At 63.0% G+C, this 21790-nt stretch carries 20 protein-coding genes; 9 read left to right on the top strand and 11 right to left on the bottom strand.

The features are described 5' to 3' along the window. Positions 1–59: 59 nt before the first annotated feature. Positions 60–512 carry a thioredoxin TrxC gene (gene trxC, locus O3301_RS18825; protein WP_305057138.1) on the bottom strand — a complete coding sequence of 151 codons (453 nt, stop codon included), beginning with the start codon at positions 510–512 and terminating at the stop codon, positions 60–62. A gap of 147 nt (positions 513–659) precedes the next feature. Between trxC and O3301_RS18820 the strand changes: the two genes are divergently transcribed. Further along, a complete protein-coding gene (locus O3301_RS18820) occupies positions 660–2087 on the top strand; it encodes a coniferyl aldehyde dehydrogenase (protein WP_305057137.1) in 1428 nt (475 codons plus the stop codon). Here O3301_RS18820 and O3301_RS18815 read toward each other — a convergent pair whose 3' ends face one another. Continuing rightward, positions 2088–2693 (bottom strand): LysE/ArgO family amino acid transporter, encoded by a 606-nt coding sequence (locus O3301_RS18815; RefSeq protein WP_034785705.1) that lies wholly within the window; start codon positions 2691–2693, stop codon positions 2088–2090. Positions 2694–2895: 202 nt separating this feature from the next. Between O3301_RS18815 and O3301_RS18810 the strand changes: the two genes are divergently transcribed. Together O3301_RS18810 and O3301_RS18805 are read left to right on the top strand one after the other, a co-directional pair. Continuing rightward, entirely contained in the window at positions 2896–3786 is an 891-nt protein-coding gene (locus O3301_RS18810) for a LysR family transcriptional regulator ArgP (protein WP_034785706.1), read from the top strand. A 105-nt stretch (positions 3787–3891) separates the two neighbouring features. After that, the gene (locus O3301_RS18805; protein WP_305057136.1) at positions 3892–4908 is read left to right on the top strand and encodes an alpha/beta hydrolase; all 1017 of its coding nucleotides are present in this window, start codon (positions 3892–3894) and stop codon (positions 4906–4908) included. Positions 4909–5015: 107 nt separating this feature from the next. Here the strand turns inward: O3301_RS18805 and O3301_RS18800 are convergent, their stop codons facing one another. From O3301_RS18800 to O3301_RS18775, 6 genes are all read right to left on the bottom strand, one after another. Beyond that, positions 5016–5654, bottom strand: coding sequence for a phasin family protein (locus tag O3301_RS18800; RefSeq protein WP_099664585.1), 639 nt, complete (start codon positions 5652–5654; stop codon positions 5016–5018). 280 nt (positions 5655–5934) lie between these two features. After that, on the bottom strand, positions 5935–6255 hold the full coding sequence (locus O3301_RS18795) for a hypothetical protein (RefSeq protein WP_289911655.1): 321 nt from the start codon (positions 6253–6255) through the stop codon (positions 5935–5937). Between the two features lie 27 nt (positions 6256–6282). Continuing rightward, positions 6283–6654 carry a VOC family protein gene (locus O3301_RS18790; protein ID WP_289905571.1) on the bottom strand — a complete coding sequence of 124 codons (372 nt, stop codon included), beginning with the start codon at positions 6652–6654 and terminating at the stop codon, positions 6283–6285. Between the two features lie 116 nt (positions 6655–6770). After that, positions 6771–8042, bottom strand: coding sequence for a YncE family protein (locus O3301_RS18785; protein WP_305057135.1), 1272 nt, complete (start codon positions 8040–8042; stop codon positions 6771–6773). A 54-nt stretch (positions 8043–8096) separates the two neighbouring features. Beyond that, entirely contained in the window at positions 8097–8867 is a 771-nt protein-coding gene (locus O3301_RS18780) for a creatininase family protein (RefSeq protein WP_289905604.1), read from the bottom strand. A gap of 276 nt (positions 8868–9143) precedes the next feature. Further along, positions 9144–9608, bottom strand: coding sequence for an SRPBCC family protein (locus O3301_RS18775; RefSeq protein WP_305057134.1), 465 nt, complete (start codon positions 9606–9608; stop codon positions 9144–9146). Positions 9609–9983: 375 nt separating this feature from the next. On the opposite strand from O3301_RS18775, the gene O3301_RS18770 reads away from it, so the two are divergent. Continuing rightward, the gene (locus O3301_RS18770; protein WP_305057133.1) at positions 9984–10403 is read left to right on the top strand and encodes a hypothetical protein; all 420 of its coding nucleotides are present in this window, start codon (positions 9984–9986) and stop codon (positions 10401–10403) included. After that, entirely contained in the window at positions 10366–10959 is a 594-nt protein-coding gene (locus O3301_RS18765; protein ID WP_305057132.1) for a lysozyme inhibitor LprI family protein, read from the top strand. The genes O3301_RS18770 and O3301_RS18765 overlap by 38 nt, the downstream gene beginning before the upstream one ends. Before the next feature lie 217 nt (positions 10960–11176). Here O3301_RS18765 and O3301_RS18760 read toward each other — a convergent pair whose 3' ends face one another. From O3301_RS18760 to O3301_RS18750, 3 genes are all read right to left on the bottom strand, one after another. Further along, on the bottom strand, positions 11177–12823 hold the full coding sequence (locus O3301_RS18760; protein WP_099664592.1) for a methyl-accepting chemotaxis protein: 1647 nt from the start codon (positions 12821–12823) through the stop codon (positions 11177–11179). A gap of 80 nt (positions 12824–12903) precedes the next feature. Next, positions 12904–14025: a patatin-like phospholipase family protein gene (locus tag O3301_RS18755; RefSeq protein WP_289906722.1), complete on the bottom strand. Its 1122-nt coding sequence runs from the start codon at positions 14023–14025 to the stop codon at positions 12904–12906. Positions 14026–14339: 314 nt separating this feature from the next. Then, positions 14340–15266, bottom strand: coding sequence for a LysR family transcriptional regulator (locus O3301_RS18750; RefSeq protein ID WP_289915881.1), 927 nt, complete (start codon positions 15264–15266; stop codon positions 14340–14342). Positions 15267–15381: 115 nt separating this feature from the next. Between O3301_RS18750 and O3301_RS18745 the strand changes: the two genes are divergently transcribed. From O3301_RS18745 to O3301_RS18730, 4 genes are all read left to right on the top strand, one after another. After that, the gene (locus O3301_RS18745; RefSeq protein WP_305057131.1) at positions 15382–16950 is read left to right on the top strand and encodes an MFS transporter; all 1569 of its coding nucleotides are present in this window, start codon (positions 15382–15384) and stop codon (positions 16948–16950) included. Between the two features lie 238 nt (positions 16951–17188). Beyond that, a complete protein-coding gene (locus tag O3301_RS18740) occupies positions 17189–18409 on the top strand; it encodes a carbohydrate porin (RefSeq protein WP_099664596.1) in 1221 nt (406 codons plus the stop codon). Between the two features lie 312 nt (positions 18410–18721). Then, positions 18722–19732: a substrate-binding domain-containing protein gene (locus O3301_RS18735; protein ID WP_305057130.1), complete on the top strand. Its 1011-nt coding sequence runs from the start codon at positions 18722–18724 to the stop codon at positions 19730–19732. A 273-nt stretch (positions 19733–20005) separates the two neighbouring features. Then, positions 20006–21643, top strand: a complete 1638-nt coding sequence (locus O3301_RS18730) for an alpha-amylase family glycosyl hydrolase (protein ID WP_305057129.1) — start codon at positions 20006–20008, stop codon at positions 21641–21643. The last annotated feature ends 147 nt before the right edge of the window (positions 21644–21790 follow it).

The raw sequence follows: 21790 nt of genomic DNA, 5'->3' as shown, positions 1-21790 counted from the left end.
ATATAATATGGCACCACATTAAATGTCAAATGGAAAACCTCAATGGTTTTCCCATGCGCTTAGAGACGCGCCTTGTCCCTCGCCCAGGCGATGATGGCTTGCGCATCGATGGCGCCCGGCTGGCGCGCCACTTCCACGCCCTTGCGAAACAGGGCCAGCGTGGGAATGCTGCGGATATTGAAACGGCTGCCCAGGTCCGGCGACGCTTCCGTATTCACCTTCACGACGCGAAATGCGGGTTCCAGGGTCTTGGCGGCTTGCACATAGAATGGCGCCATGCTGCGGCAGGGACCGCACCACGGCGCCCAGAAGTCGACCAGCACGGGAATGTCGCTGCGTTCGATATGCTTGAGGAAGCGGGCGCTGGCCAGATCCACGGGCTGGCCCGTAAACAAATCCTTCTGGCACTTGCCGCACGTGGGCTGTTCGATCAGGCGCGCCGCCGGCAAGCGGTTGACGGCGTCGCAATGGGGGCACACGATGTGCAGGGAGTCTGGCGTGGTCGAGGTCATGGCATTCCTGGAAAGAGTAGCGTACAGTTGCCGGACATTTTACGGCGTATCGTGCAGCGCCGTCGGCACGCTGGCGGCACTTGTCCGCAGAGTCCACTATAGTGTGCAGGAACGGCGCACACATTGCCGGGCCGGCCAAGGAAAACAATGCCTGATGTCGCAGAAAACATGCAATTGAGCACCGAACTCGCTGCCGCCCTGCGCTTGCAGCGCGCCGCCTGCCTGGCCCACCCCGTGCCGACCCTGGCCGAGCGCAAACGCGACCTGCACACCTTGCAGCGCTTCATCCGCGACCACAAGGACGCGCTGTGCGCGGCGATCAGCGCCGACTACGGCAACCGTTCCCGTCACGAAACCTTGCTGGCGGAAATCTTTCCCGCCATCGATGGCATAGCCCATGTATTAAAACACTTGAAAAAATGGATGCGGCCACAGCGCCGCGGCGTGGACTGGCGCAGCTTTCCTGGCGCCCGCAACCGCGTGATGCCGCAGCCGCTGGGCGTGGTGGGCGTCATCGTGCCATGGAATTTCCCCGTGAACCTGAGCCTGGTGCCCTTGACCTACATCTTCGCCGCCGGCAACCGCGCCATGGTCAAGATGAGCGAAAACTCGCGCCACCTGGCGCGGCTGCTGATCGACACCATGCCTGCCTACTTTCCACCAGAAAAGCTGCAGTTCTTTGACGAAACGGGCGGCGTGGGCATGGCTTTTTCACAACTGCCGTTCGACCACCTGCTGTTTACGGGTTCCGGCCAGACGGGCCGCGCCGTCATGGCGGCCGCCGCGCGCAATCTGTGCCCCGTCACGCTGGAGCTGGGCGGCAAGGCGCCGGCCATCGTCTGCGCCGATTTCGACGTGCGCACGGCAGCCGAGCGCATCCTGTTCGTCAAGTTCCTGAACGCGGGACAAATCTGCACCAGCGTCGACCACGCCTGGCTGCCAGAGGCCAGCATTCCTGCCTTCGTCGAGCACGCACGCGCCATCGTGCCCACGCGCTACCCGCGGCTGGACACGCCCGACTACACCTCCATCATCGACGAGGCCGCCTTTGATCGCCTGCTGCAGGCGCTCGACGAAGCACGCGCACGGGGCGCGCAAGTGATTTCGCTGTTGCCGGGGCCCGCCTACGACCGGGCCACGCGCAAGATCGCGCCGCACATCGTGCTCGGCGCGCCCGATGACAGCCTGCTGCTGACGCGGGAAATCTTCGGCCCCATCCTGCCGCTGCGCGGCTATGCCAGGCTTGAGACCGTGATCGACAGCATCAATGCGGGACCACGGCCGCTGGCCATCTATCCGTTCAGCAACAAAACAGACACGGTGCAGCTGCTGATCGACCGCGTGATGTCGGGCGGCGTGTCCGTCAACGACGCCCTGTACCACGTAGGCCAGCACGACCTGCCGTTCGGCGGCGTGGGCGAGTCCGGCATGGGCCACTACCACGGCGTCGAAGGCTTTCACACCTTCAGCAAGCTGCGGCCCGTGTTTTATCAGGCCCGCTACAGTGCGTTGAAACTGCTGTGGCCGCCGTATGGCAAGCTGGCCAGCCGCGTGCTGGCCTTCCTGACCCGCTGATTACAGGAACAGCGAGGCGGCGATGGCCCACATGACGAGAGCGATGATGCCGTCGAGCACGCGCCAGGCCATGGGCTTGGCAAACACGGGCGCCAGGTAGCGGGCGCCAAAGCCCAGCAGGAAGAACCACAGGGCCGAAGCCATGATGGCGCCGCCGGCAAAGTAAAAGCGTCCCACGCCTTCATGCTGGCCGCCGATCGAGCCGAGCAGGATGACCGTATCGAGGAAGGCGTGCGGGTTCAGCAGGCTGAACGCCAGTGCGGCGCCGATCACGGCCCAGTAGCCTTCCGGCGACTTGGCGGCCGACACCGTCAAGGCCGTTGGGCGCCAGGCGGACTTGGCGGCACGCAAGCCATACGCGATCAGGAAGGTGGCGCCGCCGGCCTTGGCCCACAGCAAGAAATTGGGGTTGTCTGCAATGAAGGTGCCCATGCCGGCCACGCCGGCCGTGATCAAGATCGCATCGCACACCAGGCAGACCAGGATGCAGGTGAGCACGTAATGGCGCTTCAAGCCCTGTTTCAGCAAGAAGGCGTTTTGCGTGCCGATGGCAACGATCAGGCTCGCTCCGAGCCCCATGCCTTTCAAGAAGATTGCGCTGTCCATATCGATTCCTTTATTGCTTTCCATCACGCGCACGGCCGCCCACGCTCTGCCGGCAACGGCAAAGTCATCAAAGGTAGGTGGAGGGTGTAGCGGTACCAGCAGGACCGCGCGGGAGAGTGGAGTTGTTACCCTATTTCAACAGTGTAAAGAAAAAGTAAATATAAGTATAATGAATGATTCTAACCATATATAAGAGAAACTTATGCGTGTCGTCGATTACCGTGGATTGGCCGCCCTCGACGCCGTGATCGGCCTGGGCAGCTTTGAAAAGGCCGCGCAGGCGCTGGCGATCAGCCAGCCGGCCGTGTCGCAGCGCATCCGCACCCTAGAAAACCTGGAAGGCACCCTGCTGATCATCCGCAGCCACCCGCCCCTGCCCACGGAAGCGGGCCAGCGCCTGATCGCCCATTACCGGCAAGTCAAGCTGCTCGAAGCGGCGCTCGACGCCCAGCCCGGCCCCACCACGCATTTGCCGGAACTGGCCATCGCCGTCAACGCCGACAGCGCCGCCACCTGGATCCCGGAAGCGCTGGGGCCGCTGCTGTCGCCGCCGTCCTGCCTGCTCGATATCCGCCTCGACGACCAGGACCACACCCTGAGCCAGTTGCGCGAAGGGCGCGTGTTTGCCTGCGTCACCAGCGCCAACGACCTGGTGGCGGGCACCACGGCCACGCCGCTGGGCGGCATGCGCTACCTGTGCGTGGCCTCGCCCGCGTTCGCGCAGCAATGGTTTCCCCATGGTTTTACGGTGGAAGCCGTCAGCCAGGCGCCCGCCATCACGTTCGGCAGCAAGGATGCCCTGCACGAGCGCTACCTGCAACACCGCCTCGGCTACACGGGCCGCTATCCGCACCACGTGCTCGGTTCGGCGCGCGACTTCGTGCGCTTCATCGAAGCGGGCTATGCTTATGGCATGGTGCCTTTGCTGCAGGCGGAAACGGCGCTGGCCGCCGGCAGGCTGGTCGACGTGGCGGCCGGGCAGGCGCTCGACGTGCCCCTGACCTGGCATGCCTGGGATATCCAGACCCCGCTCACGCGCACCCTGTCGGACGCCGTCATCGCCACCGCGCGCAAATGGCTGTTGCAGGATTGATTGACGCATGCCACATTTATCTATGCTATACAGCAACTTTCCCGTGTGCGCCCTGCCCTGCCTGGCCTACACTGCAAGCATCAACCCTCACCATCAGGAGCTGGCATGACGATCCTGCGCACCACCCTGCTCGGTTTGCTGGCGGCCATCCCGCTGGCTGCCGGCCTGGCCGCCTGCTCGCCCTTGATGGCCATCAATGCCTTCTCGTCCGGCAGCGCCTCGCACGTGACGCGCGGCCTCGCTTACGGCCCCCTGCCACGGCAAAAACTCGATGTGTACGCCCCCAAGACCCGCACGGGGCCCGTGCCCGTGGTGGTGTTCTTTTATGGCGGCAACTGGACGACGGGCGAGCGCGCCGACTATGCCTTTGTGGGCCATGCGCTGGCGGCGCGCGGCTATCTGGCCGTGATCGCCGACTACCGGCTGTATCCGGACGTGCACTATCCCGAAATCCTGCAGGACGCGGCCCGCGCCGTGGCCTGGGCCGCGATGGAATCGAGCCGCCACGGCGGCGACCCGACGCGCCTGTTCGTCATGGGCCATAGCGCCGGCGCCTACAATGCGGCGATGGTGGCGCTCGACGCCAGCCTGCTGGCGCGCCACGGCATGCACCCGCACGACTTGCGGGGCTGGATAGGCCTGGCCGGCCCCTATGATTTCTTGCCAATCGAAAACACCACCACCCGGCCCGTTTTCTTTTACCCGGACACACCCGCCGCGTCGCAGCCCATCCACCACGTGACGGCCGAAGCCCCGCCCGCCCTGCTGATCGCCCCCCTGCCCGGACAGGATAAACTGGTCGATCCGCGACGCAACACGGGCGGTCTGGCCAAGGCCTTGCGGACGCTTGCCAGGCCCGTGACGGAAACGTATTTCGACCACGTGGGCCACGCCACCCTGGTCGCCACGCTGGCCGCGCCCTTGCGCAGGCTGGCGCCCACCCTGGACGCCGTCAGCGCCTTCATCGACGCCAACAGCGGGAGCGGGAGCGGTGACGCGGTCTTGTCCGCCGTCTCGCCGAAGACAGCCGTGCCGGCAAGCATCACCGTGCCCACCCGCTCACCTGGCGCGGCCACGCCGGCCTCTGAACTGCACGCATACGACAAAACGCCCGCCCCGTGAAGGGCGGGCGCTCTGCCCAAAACCAGGAGGCACGATACTGCGTGCCGGCTGGCCGCAGCTCAAGGCTCGGCCCTCGCGAAGCGGCTCAGCCGCAAGCAGCCTCGTGCTTACTCTTTACGGCTGGCGCTGCTGCTCTTGCTTTGTGCGGAACCCGCTTGCGATACGCTGCCGCTGGCCGAGCCTTCGCTGCCGGCCGACTGCTGGCTGCCCTGGTGGCTGCCGCTTTGCAGGCTTTGGCCGTCACGGCTTTGCGCGCCCCGTTGCTGGTCGCGGCTGGCGCCGTTTTGCTGATAGGCCTGGAACGGTTCAGCGATGCGCTGCATGGCTTCCTGCTGCTTGCGCACGTTTTTCTCCGTTTCTTCCGACGCCGTGCGGGCCACTTCTTCGGCCAGCGCCTTGGCAGTACGGCTCGTTTCATTCACATGACGCTCTGCCACGTTGGCCAGTTCGACCTGCGTATCGGCTGCCAGGCGCGACACCTGTTGCTGGTACTTGCGCAGTTGCTCGGCGGCTGGCTGGCCCGCCGCGGCAGCCACCTGGAACACATCTTCAGCGCGCTCGACCGTCAGCAGGTTCTGGCTGGTGACTGCGGTTTCTTCCAGCAAGCCTTGCGCCAGTTGCATGTTCAGGTCGCTGAAGTGCTGCACCGACTGGAACAGCGACTTCGACAGTCCATTGAAAAAAGCCAGTTGCGCTTCCAGGTGGTTTTTGGCGGCGGGGGTAACACTACGGGAATATGGATACATGGAGTTCCTCATTAGATAGCGGTTGGGTGGACATAAACAGATGGCGACACCACCGGCTGTCGAACGGTGAGGGAGACGGCCGGGCTACGCCACGAAACGCGAAAAAACATATCCGATTGGTGGGACGATGCTTTGCAACGCGAGTCCCAAGGCTACGTGAGCACCGCAGTTGAGGGATGATCTGGATCAAAGGTGCGCTAGGCTGCGCAGAAAGTTTTGGCTGGACGGCTTGCCTTTGGCAAACGTCAGTGACGTGACGGGAAATTTGTGCCAGGCACGCTCAGCCCGGCACGACGGGCTTGTAGCCACGGCTGCGCAGCGACGCTTCCAGCCAGCGGTTGCCATACCAGCCGCGCGCCAGCAGGTAACTGAGCTCCGCGGCGGCCATCAGCAGCATCATCGGGCCGATGCGCAGTTCGGTGGCCAGGTGGCTGCCAAACCACAGGCAGGCATCCATGGCCAGCATGAGCAGCAACAGCCACCAGCGGCGCTTGGCGACGGCCCAGAGCGAGCCCAGCAAAAGAGCCGGCCAGGAAAAGCCCGCTTTCACATAGGCATAGCGGCCGGCATCGTCGGCAAACAGGGTGGCGCTGTGCTTCATGCTGCTCTCTTCAGGTAATGACCGGCGTCAAGGTTCGGGACGGTGGCAGACGGCTTCGACATTGTGACCGTCCGGGCCCAGCACGAAGGCGCCGTAGTAATTCGGGTGATAGATTTCGCGGATACCGGGGGCGCCATTGTCCTTGCCGCCCGCGGCCAGCGCGGCCTGGTAAAACGCGTCCACCTGGGCGCGGTTGTCCGCCGCGAAGGCGAGATGCATGCCGGCATGCGGCGCGCCGCCCACGCCGAACCAGAAATCGGGCTTGCCATCCTTGCCCAGGCCGACCCAGCCCTGCACTTCCATCACCACCGATACGCCCAGAGGCGCCAGGGCGGCCGAAAAGAAGGCCTTGCTGGCCTGTGCATCGCTGACATTCAAACCGATGTGATCAAGAATCATGCTGGTGCTCCCTGAAGGTAGTGGAATGGGGAATACAGTATGCGCCAACATTGCCTTTTAGGCAAGCATAACTGCAGACCCGGCACTGCGGCTCCAGGGAGCGCCACGCGCCTCGCCTAGCGCAGGTTGCCCGTATGGCCCAGCGAATAGCGGCCCGGCTGCGGCCACACGGTCAGGCCGTGCGGCTCCTGGCCGACTTTCACTTTGGAAACGTCGCCACTGTTGGTATCGATGCGGTACACCACGTCGTCGAAACGGCCGGACAGCCACAGATATTTACCATCGGCACTCACATTGCCCATGTCGGGGCTGCCGCCGCCGGGGATCGGCCAGTTCGACACGACTTTTTCCGTCGCGAAATCGATCACGCTGACGCTGCCCTTGCCCTTCGGCTTGCCGTGGATGCGGTGCGTGCCGCGGTTGGCCACGTACAACTTTTTACCATCACGGCTGGGGTACAGGCCGTGCGCGCCCACGCCCGTCTGGATGAAGCCGATTTCCTTCAGCGTGGCGCCATCGACGATGTGTACGCCGTCGGCGTCCATGTCGGCGATAAAGAATTTCTTGCCGTCCGGCGAGATGCGTATGTCTTGCGGCATGCCCTTCTTGACGCTGCAGATTTCATTCGCCGGGCCGCCCACGGGGCCGGACTCGGCAAAGCGCTTGGCCGGCATCTGCAATTTCAAATAACCATCGACCTTGCGGCCCACCAGGTCGATCTTGGCGATGGTGCCGTCGAATTCGCAGGTAAACATGGCGTAGCGGCCATCATTGGAAAAATCGGCATGGTTGATGCCGCCGCACTGGGGCGTGTCGATCGAATACTGCACGGCCATGGTCTTCGGATCGCGGAAATCGAGGCGGTGGCGCGCTTCGGCCACGACGATGGCCGACTTGCCGTCCGGCGTGTAATACATATTGTAGGGATCATCGACGGGCACTTCCTTGCCCGGCTTGCCCGTCAGGGGGTCGATCGGCGTCAAACTGCCCTTGTCCGTGCGCTCGGCGTTATTCGCCACCCACAGGGTGCGCAAGTCCCACGACGGCACGACGTGTTGCGGACCGCTGCCCACCTTGAACTTGTCCACCACTTTCAGGCTGTCCTGGTCGATCACATACACGTCGTTCGAGCGCAGGTTGGGCACGTAGACGCGGCGCAAGTGATCCTTGACGACGGGGCTCATATTGCTGCTGGCGATGCTGCCATACACGTTTTTCGGGTCCACCAGCGGCGGCATGCCCGGCAGCGGCGAATAGGTTGCGGCCGGTGCTGCAGCGGCCAGGGCCGGCGTACTGGCGCCGATGACCTGGCTGGCCACGCCCAAGCCGGCCAGTGCGGCAGCCAGGGCGGACAAGGTGACGATGGTGCGTCGTTGAGATTTTTTCATGTGATTTCGCGTCGTTTCGTTGCAAAAGCCGGAAGTTCAGCACTTCCAGCGGAATTATTTAGGTCGTTGCAGCAGTTGCCTGATGGCGGCCACCGAGGTGTCCACCTGCAGCTTGATACCGATCTGGCCCAGTTCAGCCGTGGCGCGGGTCGCGTCGCCGCGCACGCCGTCCGCCACGCCAGGCTTGGGTCCGTGAGCCATGGCCTCGCTGCGCACGAGCGACGGGTCCGTCGCCAGCATCAGCGCCGCGTCCGCCAAACCGGCATGCAGGCCGATCTCGGCGCTGCTGTGGCCGCGCTTCTGCAGTTCGGCAATATAGGCCGATTGCGTGATGTCATAGTAGTCGAGCAAGGCATAAGCGCGCGCTTCCTTGCCGGTGGAAGCCTTGCCCCAGGCGCGGTTGAGCTTATTCGCCACGTTTTGCTCGTTCTTTTGATAGCCGCCATGGTCGCCGAGAAAAATGATGTCGCGGAAACCATGCTGGCGCAGGCTGGCGGCCGCCCCTTCCAGCACGGCTTCGAAGGCGGCTGGCGGTATCGAGATCGTGCCGGCAAAGCGCATGTGGCCTGCCGGCGGCGAAATACTGCCTTCCGGCACGTAGGAAACGACGGGCGCGACGATGGTATTGCCCAGCTTTTGCGCAATCTGCCGCGCCAGCAGCCCGGCGCGCACATTGTGCTTGCCCAGCGCGATGTACGGCCCGCTCTGCTCGACGCCGCCAATCGGCACCAGCACAGTGGTGGCGCCATGGTCGATACGGCTGCGCAACTCCGTGCTGGTCAGTTCTTCCAGCATGACGCTGCCGCTGGCTGGCGTGGCCGCCATGACGGGCGCCGTGAGCAGCAGGCACGAAAACGTCAGGACGAACAGGGAAACGAAGGGCTTGCGTGAAAGGCGGAGCGTGGATGGCGCGCAAGGCGCCGTTCGCAGGGGGAACTGCAGAGTCATAAGCCAACATCTTTCCGAGGTCAAAGCGTGGTGCCGTGCCCGGCCTTGCCAGGCAAGCTGGCTGCCACGCAAGAATTGTATTCCATCATGACGGGAACGGCACGTTAATTTGCTGCAGTGCTTTGCAAGGAATTGACGAGGGGAAACTATCTATCAGGCTGTTGTCGCGTCCGCCTTGCCCGCCTCGTCATCGTGGAGCGTTTCGTTGCGCTTCTCGGCATAGGCCTTCAGCGAAAGCATCGTCTTGGGAAGCCCGTCCCTGACTTGCCTGGCAACGCCTGGCCCGAACAGAAAGGCAAGCGCTCCCGTGAACCACACGCGGTGAACGACTTCCGACCCGCCATTGACGGCGGCAACCGTGTGCTCGAAGTGGATGCGGAACAGGGGGATGTGGCCCTCGACGGTGAACGAGCGGCCGGCAGTGCGCTCCGTGACCAGCAGCGGAATGCCCATGCCCTTGCTGGGAACGATCCTGCCATGCGTCCCCACCGCGAACGGCCCATTGAGCCGGGCTTGCTTTGTATCCGGATCCCAAAGGTGCCAACGGTCGACCTCGCTCCAAATCTGGTCGACGACCGTGGGCGGGACTGCAATGTGGATGCTTTCTTTGATTTGCATCAATTGGGAATCTCCCTATCATTGTGGTGAAAGTAACTGGGTCTGCTATCCGGCGCCGCGCAGTGTCTGCATATTGGCCTGCGGCATAACATTCATTACACAATATCGCCATGCCATTGCGCCAGTTCAAAGATACTTCGCCAGCAAAAACAAATGCCGCAGCTTTTTCTTTGCCTCGACAAAAAAATATATCTGCTGGAATTACAGGATACACTGTTTTTTTATCATGCCAATAGAATTAGATTCTGGTTATACTGGTCGCAGATAAAGCCGGGCCATGATGACAGCCTTGTTTGGCGCCAGGATCAAGGAAGACACCGGATTCGACCATAAACTGCTGCTCGCCATGGCCATGAACATATGAAACTTTGAGAAATGATGAACACAGCACATTGGCGGGTTCAGGAACTACAGCATCACTCAGCGGATATCGCCTGGCTGCATGCCGAGGATGCCCGCCGCGCCTATGGGATAGCAGGCCTTCACGACTCGAAGACGCATCTCGGCCTGAACGTTAACACCGTTGACGCGATCGAGCGGTTCGCATCCGGAGAGGATGCGGCCATCGCAAGCAAATGGTTACGTGCCCGTGTGCCGGGAAACCAGCAAGTCGTGGTGGTATTTGGAGAAGACGAATGTTTCTTGTGCAGCAGTGTGTTCCTGGTCGAGAATTGGTCGGATATTTTTGTCCCTTCACGTGACGACGCGATGGTTTATTCGAAGGACACGCCGCTTATCCTGTTTTACTGCCACGAGAATGAATTCGAAGTGGGACAGCGAATTATCTTTGATTAACAACTGGGTCAGGCCAGGAGCGGACCTCAATACGATCAATTATCAGAAGGAGCGAGTGCTCGTGGGAATTGCTGTTTTAAGCCGGTTATCCATGTTGGGCGGTATTTTCTTGTGCCTTTCGCTGTCGTCCTTGACCAATGCCTCCGAACAACAAAGCGATATGGCATCGATAAAGCAGGAGCATTGTGAAGAAAGTAATAATCTTGAAAATACTTTCTGCATGAGTCGAGAGCTTAAAGAATCCGACACGCGTTTAAACGTCATCTACAAGACATTGATGTACGCGCTTGCCAAGCCACAAGGGCTGCAAAGCGCGCAACGTGCATGGCTTGTTTTCCGCGACGCGGAGTGCAAGTTCCAGAACAAGGCGATGCATGGTGGAAGTGCTTACCATTTTTCGATGGACCTATGTTTGATGCAACTGACTGAACAGCGCATATCGGCATTAGAAACCGTTAGGCCCTGTAATGGATGCGTAGAATTCAAGGATGCGTTTTATAAAACGGGATTCAACTTGCCAGAGCGCAAACGCACTCCTGCTTCGGGCAAGTTATGACACGGGGCCAAACTTGATCGCTTACTCCCGTCTTAACGCGCTTCGACTGCGATATCCGCTTTGGACTGCGGACTCACACGCGTAAAAGGCAAGCATACTCCCAGACTGCCGCGGAACCAGGCGGCGCCCTGCCCTTGCCATCCCAACATCAACGTTCCCCCATGGAACAGCACCGCCACCAAAGAAAAACCCCGGCGTACCGGGGCAATTTCCAAGCTTAAGCGCGGGCGCTGCGGCCTGGCAACGCCAGGCGCCGGCTGGCTGAGGCGGAAGCCGGGGCCGGCAAGCCGCCTGCCACTTTCAACGGTTTTGCCTGGGCGTCGCCACGCAGGCGGAACACGGCCACCACGTCGACCAGCTCGACGGCGCGGTCTTGCAGCGAGGATGCGGCTGCGGCCGCCTCTTCCACCAGGGCCGCGTTCTGCTGGGTCACCTGGTCCATTTGCGAAATGGCCTGGTTCACTTGCTCGATGCCGGCGCTTTGCTCGTGGCTGGCGTTGGCGATGTCGCCCATGATGTCCGTCACGCGACGGATGCTGGCGACGATTTCTTCCATCGTCGCGCCCGCCTGGTCGACCAGCGCGCTGCCCGTGTTGACCTTGTCGACGGAATCCTCGATCAAGCCCTTGATTTCCTTGGCGGCAGCCGCCGAGCGCTGCGCCAGGTTGCGCACTTCGGTGGCCACCACGGCGAAGCCGCGGCCCTGTTCGCCCGCGCGGGCCGCTTCGACGGCCGCATTCAACGCCAAAATGTTGGTTTGGAAGGCAATGCCGTCGATCACGCCGATAATGTCGGCGATCTTCTTCGCCGATTCATTGATCGAACCCATCGTGCCCACCACTTGCGCCACCACGGCGCCACCCTTGCGGGCCACGTCCGAAGCGGACACGGCCAGCGAATTCGCCTGGCGCGCATTGTCCGTATTCTGGCGCACGGCCGAGGTCAACTCTTCCAGGCTGGACGCAGTTTCTTCCAGGGAAGACGCCTGCTGCTCCGTGCGTACGGACAAGTCCGCGTTGCCGGCGGAAATCTGCGCGGCCGCCACGCTGACCGTATCGGCCGAGGTGCGCACGGTGGCGATCACGCCAACGATACGCTCGAGGAATTTGTTGAAGGCGGTGGCCGTGCGGCCCACTTCATCCATGCGCTCGACGGGCATGGCGGCGGACAGGTCCAGCGAAGCGCTGACACGCTCCAGCGTGTGTTCGATATCGCCCAGGCCACCGCTGATGGTGCGGTAGATATGCCAGGCCAGCGCGCCCGTCAGCAGCACGGCCACGCCCAGCACGGCCAGCATGGTGTTGAACGCCGTATCGTAGGCGGCCAGGCTTTCCGCTTTCACGTCATCGACCAGCTTGTTGTTGTAGGCGATATGGTCATCCATGCTTTTCTTGGCGGCCGCGGCCGTGATGGCCAGCGGCGTGCCGGCCAGCAAGGTGGCGCGCACGCCATCCATGTCACCCGCGTAGGCGGCGGCAAAGAATGGCACCAGTGCGCGGCGGTAGGCTTCCATGGCGGCCTGGTCGGCATCGAGCATCTTGCTGTCCGTCGCGTCGTACAGGCGCTCGGCGCGGTAAGTGGTGATGACCTTGTCGAAATTCGTGTTGGCATCGGCGACAGCCTTGTCCAGCGCCGTCTTGTCGGCCAAATTCGAGAACACGGACAGGCGGTAGCCGGCCAGGCGCGAATCGGCCAGGAAACCCTTGGCCGCATTCAAGCCCTGGATGCTGGGGATGATGCGGTTTTGCACCGTGTCAAAACGCTCCTGGGCGCGCTGCAGCTGGATGGCGCCGCCGGCGCCCAGCAACAGCAGGGCCAGCAATGCGATGGTGAGAGTCAGAATTAATTGCTTGGTGATATTCATGGTGTTTCACAGTAAAAAGAGTGGCCTGGCAAGGCCAGGCAGGATAAATAGCTGCCGATCGGGTGGCCGGGGATCGGTGGCTAGGCCGCCAGCGGGGAAGCGTCAGGCGTGCGGCGCAGCAAGTCGCCATGCTGGCGGCAAAACGCCAGGCCCGCCTTGTGGCCCACGTCGAACAGCAGTTGCATGTTCGAACTGGACCAGTCCAGGGTATCGGGCCAGTGCTGTTCCGGGATGCCGCCCATCAGGTCGAGCTTGAGCAGGCGCCGCTTGGGCTGGCCCGTGCGCGCATCCGTGTTGTGCTCGAGTTCGAACAGACGCAGCTCGCTCTTGGAAATCTTCACCAGCGGCGTGATGATGGAGCGCACCCAGGCGTCGTACAGGTTGCGCGGCTTGCGCAGCAAGCGTTCGTCACCGAGGATATCGAGGATGACCAGGGTGTCGGCGTCATGGTGCTCGCCCTTGCCTTCGATAAACGGGTCGAAATTGAGCGTGTCGAGCGCCGCGCCTTCGATGTAATCGTCGCCCGCGATGGTCGTGGGCGCATACAGAAACGGGAACGACAACGCGGCGCGCACGTGGATGGGTTCGATTTCGTGCTTGCCCCAGATTTGCATGCGGTGTTCGCTGAGGTTGTAGGCATTGATGTAGAAATCGGGACGCATGCGGGCCACGCCCGAGAAATCCACGGCCTTTTCCAGGAAGGGCAAGTGCGCGCACAGGCCCAGGCTTTTCGCCGACAGGTCCGACGGCGACAGCGACGACACCATCAGCTTGCCCCAGTCCGACCAGGCCGTGGGCACGCCCGCAAACGTTTGCTGGAACGCCTGAAAAAAAGGATTGTTGGCCGGCGGCTGGAAGGCGTCGCGGAAAGTGCTCGCGTGCATGCCCGGCTTCTGGAACACCTTGTAGTTGATCGGGATCATCTTGTAAATGCTGTCGGCCACGCCCGTGTCGGCCCAGCTTTGCAAGGCCTGGCGCGGCGTTGCCTCGTGCGGCGTCGTGTAAAGCAAACCCATCAACACACCGGCGCCCGAGGCGGAAATGACGTCGAACTCGATGCCTTCGTCGAGGAAAGCGGCCAGGGCGCCGGCGATCAAGGTGGAATTTGGTGCGCCGCCACCAAGCAGCAGACCCGTTTTACGGGCCGGTTTCGCTGGCGCGGCTGGCGCCAGATCCGGCGGTGTCGTCGTGACTGTCTTCATGCACACTCCCTGAACGGAACGGGGTTACCATCCCTTAATTGTTGGTTACTACACGCTTATGGCGCCTAATCCTGCACATGTTCCCGCAAGCGACCAGCCGATGCAATGTTGCAGAAACAGATATGAAATTAACATAAATAAATTCCTTATGGCAATTTCCATAACGAATGACGGGTATTCAGGAAGGGTATAAGTTGATGCCGTGCGGCATTGCCTGATGCGGTGCAGCAAATATAAATTCAGCGCTGTTAGGAATAATCTCTTTGGGGTAGGAATATTCCCCCAACCAGCCGCCGGTGCGGCGGCCAGGGGCATCACGGGAAGGATGCAGGGTCGGCAGGGGGCGCGGAAAAATGCAGGTGGGTACACAAATGGTCAACAAAGACGCGAATTTTGGGCGACAGGTGGCGGCTCGATGGCCACAGCACCCAGAACTTGCTTGAGTGCAGCAGGTAGCCGGCCAGCACGGCTTGCAATTCGCCGCGCGCGATGGCGTCGTGCACGATAAAGTCAGGCAGGTAAGCGAGGCCCACGCCCTGCGTGGCGGCGCCGATCAAGGCTTCGATATTGTTGCAGGTCAAGGCCGTCGGCAAGCGCAACTCGCCGCCGCTGTCGCCCCCGGCCCGCTGCAGCGCCCATTCCTGCAGTTTTCCCGTGGTGGGGAATTTATAGCGCACGCAAGCGTGCCCTTCCAGCGCGCGCGGCGTGGCCGGCACGCCGTGGCGGGCGAAATACGCGGGCGAGCCGACGATGGCGAAGGCAAACGGCCCCAACTCGCGCGCCATCAGCCGCGAATCCGTCAAGGTGCCGCTGCGCACGGCCACGTCGACGCCTTCGGCTACCACGTCGACGAGGCGGTCGTTGAAATCGAGGTCGAGCTCGATTTCCGGATACCGGCGCGTAAAGTCGGCCAACAGGGGCAGGATGATGCGGTAGCCGATCACGGGCAGGCTGACCTTGAGCTTGCCGCGCGGCGCCTCGGCCAGGTGCGACAGTTCCGCCTCGGCATCACCGAGGTCGGCCAGGATGCGCTGGCAGCGTTCGTAAAACAGCGCCCCCTCGTTGCTCAGGCTGATGCGCCGCGTGCTGCGGTTGAGCAGGCGCACGCCCAGCTTTTCTTCCAGCCGCGCCACGCTCTTGCCCACGGCCGAGGCCGACACCCCGAGCAGCCGCCCGGCCGCCACATAACTGGACGTTTCCGCCGCGCGCACGAAGGCGGCAATGCCGTTCAGATTATCCATATCATCTCGCCATGTTGATTGGGGAATATTTGTCCGTTATGAGTGGATTTTCAACCACTTTTTCATTGATTACGTCCATATTATCATCGGATTCCCTCTTTCTGGAATCATTCCCATGGATACCAATCACCGTATGAAGCCGGCCTCCCCGGCCCGGCGTGCCTTCGTGCTGGCGGCCGTCTGCCTGGCCGCGCTATGCATGCCGCTCAGTTTTACGGGGCCGGCCATCGCCATTCCCGCCATCGCCGCCGACCTGCACGGCTCGCCGCTGGCGCTGGCGTGGATCACGAATGCCTTCATGCTCAGCTTTGGCGGCTGCCTGATGGTGGCCGGCGCGCTGGCCGACCGCTATGGCCGCAAGCGCGTGTTCTTGCTGGGCATGGGCGTGTTTTCCGCCGCCGCGCTGGCGCTCTCGGCCGCGCCCGGCATCCTGTGGCTCGACGTGCTGCGCGCCGTGCAGGGCCTGGGCTGCGCCATGGCCCTGTCGAGCGGACTGGCGGCCCTGGCGCAGGAATTCGACGGCCCCGCCCGCGCGCGCGCCTTCAGCCTGATCGGCACGGCCTTCGGCGTGGGCCTGGCCTTCGGTCCCTTCCTGGCCGGCACCTTGATCACGCACACGGGCTGGCGCGCCATTTTTGTCGCCACGGCCGCGGCTGGCCTGGCCGCCCTGCTGGCCGCCGCGCGCGCCATGCGCGAATCGCGCGACCCGCAGGCGCAGGGCGTCGACTGGCCCGGCGCCCTGACGTTTACCGGCGCATTGTCCCTGTTTACCTATGGCTTGCTGCAGGCGCCCGACAGTGGCTGGGACAGCGCCGCCAGCCTGGGTTTGTTCAGTGCCGCGGCCTTGCTGCTGGCTATCTTCATCCGCGTGGAACGGCGCGCGGCGCGGCCCATGCTGGATTTATCCCTGTTCCGCCTGCCCGCCTTTGCCGGTGTGCAACTGCTGGCGGCCGCGCCCGCGTTTTCCTTCGTCGTGCTGCTGGTGCTGCTGCCGGCCCGCTTCATCGGCATCGAAGGCTACAGCGCGCTGGAAGCGGGACGCATGATGATCGCCCTGTCGGCGCCCATGCTGGTGCTGCCGATCCTGGCCGGCATGGCGGCGCAGCGCCTTGCCGCCGCGCACATCTGCGCCAGCGGCCTGCTGCTGGCGGCGGGCGGCTTGCTGTGGCTCTCCACTTGCACACCGGGCCAGGCACCCGCCACCTTGCTGGGGCCACTGTTGCTGATCGGCTGCGGCATCAGCCTGCCCTGGGGCTTGATGGATGGCCTGGCCATCAGCGTCGTGCCCGTCGAACGGGCCGGCATGGCGGCCGGCATCTTCAATACGACGCGCGTGGCGGGCGAAGGGCTGGCGCTGGCCATCGTCAGCGCGCTGCTGGGCACCTTCACCATGGCGGCGCTGGGCGGCGCCGGCCTTGCCGGCATCGGCGCGGAGCAGGCGGCGCTGGCGGCACCCTTCCTGGCGCTGGGCGAGCTGCGCCATGCGGGCACGTTGTTGCCGCAGGCCGGCGCCGCCGAACTGGCGCAAGCCTATGGCGCCGCCTTCCGCCACTTGCTGTATGTGCTGGCCAGCATCACCACGGCGTCGGCCCTGCTGATCCTCGCCTTCCTGCGCCATCCGGCGAATGCGGCCGACGCCGCGCGGGACGCGGCCGCCCTGCCCGCCTGCAAGACGCCAAACTAAGCGGCCCGGCTTTCCCGCAGCAGCCATCCCTTGCCCCGCCATACCCGGCGGCGCCCACGCGCCGCCGCCCGCCTTTGATGCTTCTCCGCAACACCTCAAAAGTTTTCAAAGATAAAACTAGTTTACTCATCAAAGCGCTTTGAACTATACTCAAAGCGCTTTGAAACATAACTAAAGCGCTTTGGTTGTGCGAAGTTATGCGCACCGATCCCACACCTATAAAAACACTGGAGACGCAATGAACAAACATTTCTTGAAAACTTTGCCTGCCGCCGTGGCGTTGGCCTTGAGCGCTTCGGCCGCCCAGGCCGCCCTGCCGATCGATTTCGGCGGCTACATCCGCTCGGGCTTCGGCACCAGCAGCGAAGGCGGCAAGGAAGCGTGTTTCGGCCTGGCCGGCGCCTCGTCCAAGTATCGTCTGGGCAATGAGTGCGAAACCTACGGCGAGCTGAAATTCGGCGGCGAAGCCTTCAAGGCAGCCAACGGCACCACCTTCCGCATCAATACCCTGGTGGCGTTCTCCGTCAACCAGAACCAGGACTGGGAGCAATCGGACCCGTCGTGGCGCGAAATGAACGTCGTCGCCGACAAGATCGGCACGGGCGCTTTCGCCGAAGCGCGCGCCTGGGTCGGCAAGCGCTACTACGACCGCCAGGACGTGCACATCACCGATTACTACTTCTGGAACAACAGCGGCCCTGGCGCCGGCCTGGAAAACATCGACCTGGGCGCCGCCAAGCTGGCCTACGCCGTCGTGCGCACGGCCGATGACGGCGACAGCAAGCGCATGGGCCTGTCCCACGACCTGCGCTTCTCCGGCATCAAGGTCAACCCGGATGGCGAACTGACCCTGGGCCTGCAATTCAACCAGAAACGCAATGCGCAAGGCGCGGCCCCCATCGCCAGCGGCCACTTGCTGACCATCATGCATACGCAGGGCAATCTGCTGGGCGGCTTCAACAAGGTGGCATTACAGTACGGCAAGGGCAGCGCCGCCAACACGGGCGGCTTCAGCCTGGGCGCCAACAAGGATGACAAGGTCGTGCGCCTGACGGAACAGATCATGATCCAGCCCAAAGGCGCCTGGTCGGGCATGGGCACCTTCGTCTACGAAGACAAGGAATCGGCAGGCGTGAGCAGCAAGTGGACGTCGATCGGCGCGCGTCCCGTCTACCACTTCACGGACAACTACAGCCTGGCCGTGGAACTGGGCCACGACATCGTCAAGCCGGAAGGCGGCGAAAGCCGCAACCTGACCAAGCTGACCTTCGCGCCGCAACTGTCGGCCGGCAACAGCTTCTGGTCCCGTCCCGTGCTGCGCGCTTTCTACACCTACGCCAAATGGAACAAGGCAGCCCAGTCGGCCGCCGCCGCGGAATCGGCGCTGTCGTCGACCGGCGTGTTCGGTGGCAAGACCAACGGCAGTTCCGTCGGTTTCCAAGTGGAAAGCTGGTGGTAATCGCAGGCCGCTAGAACGTTGGCAAGCGTCCCCGGACGCTTGCCGGTGGCAGCAACACCGCCCGCTCATCCAGGGGCAAGTAATATCCGGACCCACCATTTCGCCGCTGCACGCGATGGCCGGCAGCTTCAATGTAGTGATTCAGCAGTATCCTCTTTTAGCGCGGGCGCCCCTGGGTTTGCCCGCGTATTTTTTTGGGCGCCGCCGCCGCTTGTCATGACCCTGATCAATCCGGCATTTATCAGATAAACTACCCGTCATCGCACGGCACCGCTCCCGACCCACCCTGGATAGACCCCAACCGCAGCATCCATGAACCTCAAAAATCTCGCCAAAACGCTAGGAATATCCGAAACCACCGTCAGCCGCGCCTTGAATGGCTATCCGGAAGTGAGCGAACGCACGCGCGAGCGGGTGCTGGCCGCCGCGCAGGCGGCCGGTTACCGCCCCAATCCCATGGCGCGCAGCCTGGCCGTGGGACGCACGAATATCGTCGGCATCATCTACCCGCTGATGCCGAACGACCTGGCCGACCCCATGTTCATCGACATCGTGGGCGGCATGTCGGAAGCGCTGGAAGCCCAACAGATGGACATGATGATCGCGCCCGCCTCGGCCACCAACGAATTCCACACCTATGAACGCATGGTCAAGGGCCGCCGCATCGATGGCCTCGTTGTCGGCCGCACGAAGCCGTTCGACGAGCGCATCGCCTACCTGGCGCAGCAGGGCATGCCGTTTGTCGCGCATGGCCGCACCCAGCTGAACCAGCCGCACGCGTGGTTCGACTACGACAACGAGGCCGGCATGCGCCTGGCCGTCGAGCGCCTGGCGCAGCTGGGCCACCAGCGCATCGGCCTGATCAGCGCCACGCCGGACCTGAACTTCGTGCGCCAGCGCGTCGAGAGTTTCCAGCACGCCATGCAGGCGGGCGGCCTCGCCGTCGACCCGGACAACCTGGTCGACAACGCGCACGACCGCCGCGCCGGCTACCAGGCCATGCAGCGCCTGCTGGCCCGCTCGCCCCGCCCCACGGCCGTCATCGTCGACAACCACATGTCGGGCGTGGGCGCCGTGCGCGCCCTGCTCGACGCGGGCATCGCCATCGGCCGCGACATGTCGCTGATCGTCTGGGGCGTGATGGAAGATTCCCTGGCCGGCCACAACGTCACCACCGTCGTCCAGCCCGACCCGCGCGGCGCCGGCGCGAAGATGATCCACATGCTGCTGGCCCTGATGGACGGCGCGCCCGTCACCGACTTGCAGGAACTGTGGCCATGCGAACTGTTGCCGGGCGAGTCCGCCGGCCCCGTGCCGCACTAAGTAATTCACAATAATTTCCTGAGGATTACTTAGACGTTTTCCGCTGTCCCCATGCCGCCGGCCGCCTGGCCGGCGCTCCCGCCTCGCCTTCCTGAATCACCCTCATAAAAAAATCGTATGTCTGGCGCGTGTATCGCTTTACTTTTCAAAGCGCTTTGAACTATACTCATTTCATACCCAAAGCGCTTTGAATTTTAAAATAAGACGTTCGCCTACCAACCAGCAGCGCCGCCCTGATAGCCAAGGCTACAGGCAACTTTTAAGAAATCATTCATGCCGACCATCCAGAACAATCTCGCCCATCTGCCCGCCGACTGGTGGCGCAGCGCCGTCATCTACCAGGTTTATCCACGCAGCTTCCTCGACAGCAATGGCGACGGCATCGGCGACTTGCCTGGCATTACTTCCAAGCTCGATTACATCGCCGCCCTGGGCGCCGACATCGTGTGGATTTCCCCCTTCTTCACGTCGCCGATGAAAGACTTCGGCTACGACGTGGCCGACTTCTGCGACGTCGACCCCATGTTTGGCACCCTGGCCGATTTCGACCGCCTGGTGGCGCGCGCCCATGAACTGGGCTTGAAAGTGATGATCGACCAGGTGCTGTCGCACTCGTCCGACAACCACCCGTGGTTCGTGGAAAGCCGCTCCAGCCGCGACAATGCCAAGGCCGACTGGTATGTGTGGGCCGATCAGAAACCGGATGGCACGGCGCCGAACAACTGGCTGTCCGTATTCGGCGGTTCCGCCTGGCAATGGGAGCCGCGCCGCGGCCAGTATTACCTGCACGATTTCCTCGCCAGCCAGCCCGACCTGAATTTCCACAATCCGGCCGTGCAGCAGGCGCAGCTGGACAACCTGCGTTTCTGGCTGGAACGCGGCGTCGATGGCTTCCGCTTCGATTCCTGCAACTTCCCGTATCACGACCAATTGCTGCGCGACAATCCCCCCGCCGCCCAGCGCGATGCGAGCAGCGTGTCCGCCATCAACCCGTACGGCATGCAGGCGCACGTGTACGACAAGACGCAGCCGGAAAACATCGCTTATTTGCAGCGCGTGCGCGCCGTACTTGACGAATATCAAGCCATTTCCATCGGCGAAGTGGGCGACGACAATGCGCTGGCCACCATGGCTGCCTACACGGGCGCCGACAAGCTGCACATGGCCTACAGCTTCAATTTGCTGACGGCGGAGTTTTCGGCCGCGCACATCCGCACGCAAGTGGAAGAGTTTGAGGCGCAAGTGGCCGACGGCTGGGCGTCCTGGTCCGTGGGCAACCACGACAGCGTACGCGTCATGACGCGCTGGGGCGGCGAAAACCCGTCGCCATCGCTGGCCAAGGTGGTGCTGGCCGTGCAGGCGGCGCTGAAAGGCACGCCGTGCCTGTACCAGGGCGACGAGCTGGCCCTGACGGAAGCGGATATTCCTTTCGAAGCGCTGCAAGACCCGTACGGCATCCCGTTCTGGCCCCAGTTCAAGGGCCGCGATGGCTGCCGCACGCCGATGCCATGGGTGGCCGAGGCGCCGCACGGCGGCTTCAGCACGGCAAAACCTTGGTTGCCCGTGCCGCCCGAGCATTTGGCGCGCGCCGTTGATGTCGAAGAAAACGATGCCGCTTCACCATTGCAGTTTGCGCAGAACATCCTCGCCTGGCGCCGCACCCTGCCGCAATTGTTGCGCGGCGACATAGTCTTCTTCGATGCGCCGGAACCCGTGCTGGCCCTGCGCCGCGACTTGCCAGGCCAAGCGCCCGTGCTGGCCGCCTTCAACCTGGGCACGCAAGCCGTCACGTTTGCCTGGCCTGACGCGGCGCCAGCGGCCGACCTGGCCGGTCATGGCTTGCCAGGCAGCAAGGATGGCCAACAGCTCACCCTGCCCCCGCATGGCGGCTGGTTCGGCACCCTGGCGTAAATCGCAGCCTTTGGCGGCCATGCCGCCAATTACAATAACGAGCCCCGCGCATCAGCGGGGCCGAACAACAGAGTATCAGTGCTTGGCAAAATCGTAGCGAGCGGATGAAAGCTGTGGCTGAGAAGCGCAGCTGTGCGAATGCACAGT

Origin of the sequence: Janthinobacterium sp. SUN211, assembly GCF_030587315.1 — a bacterium.
GTDB classification, from domain to species: Bacteria; Pseudomonadota; Gammaproteobacteria; order Burkholderiales; family Burkholderiaceae_D; genus Janthinobacterium; species Janthinobacterium kumbetense.
The sequence above is the reverse complement of the archived record's forward strand: the minus strand, read 5'-3'. Positions and strand labels throughout refer to the sequence as shown.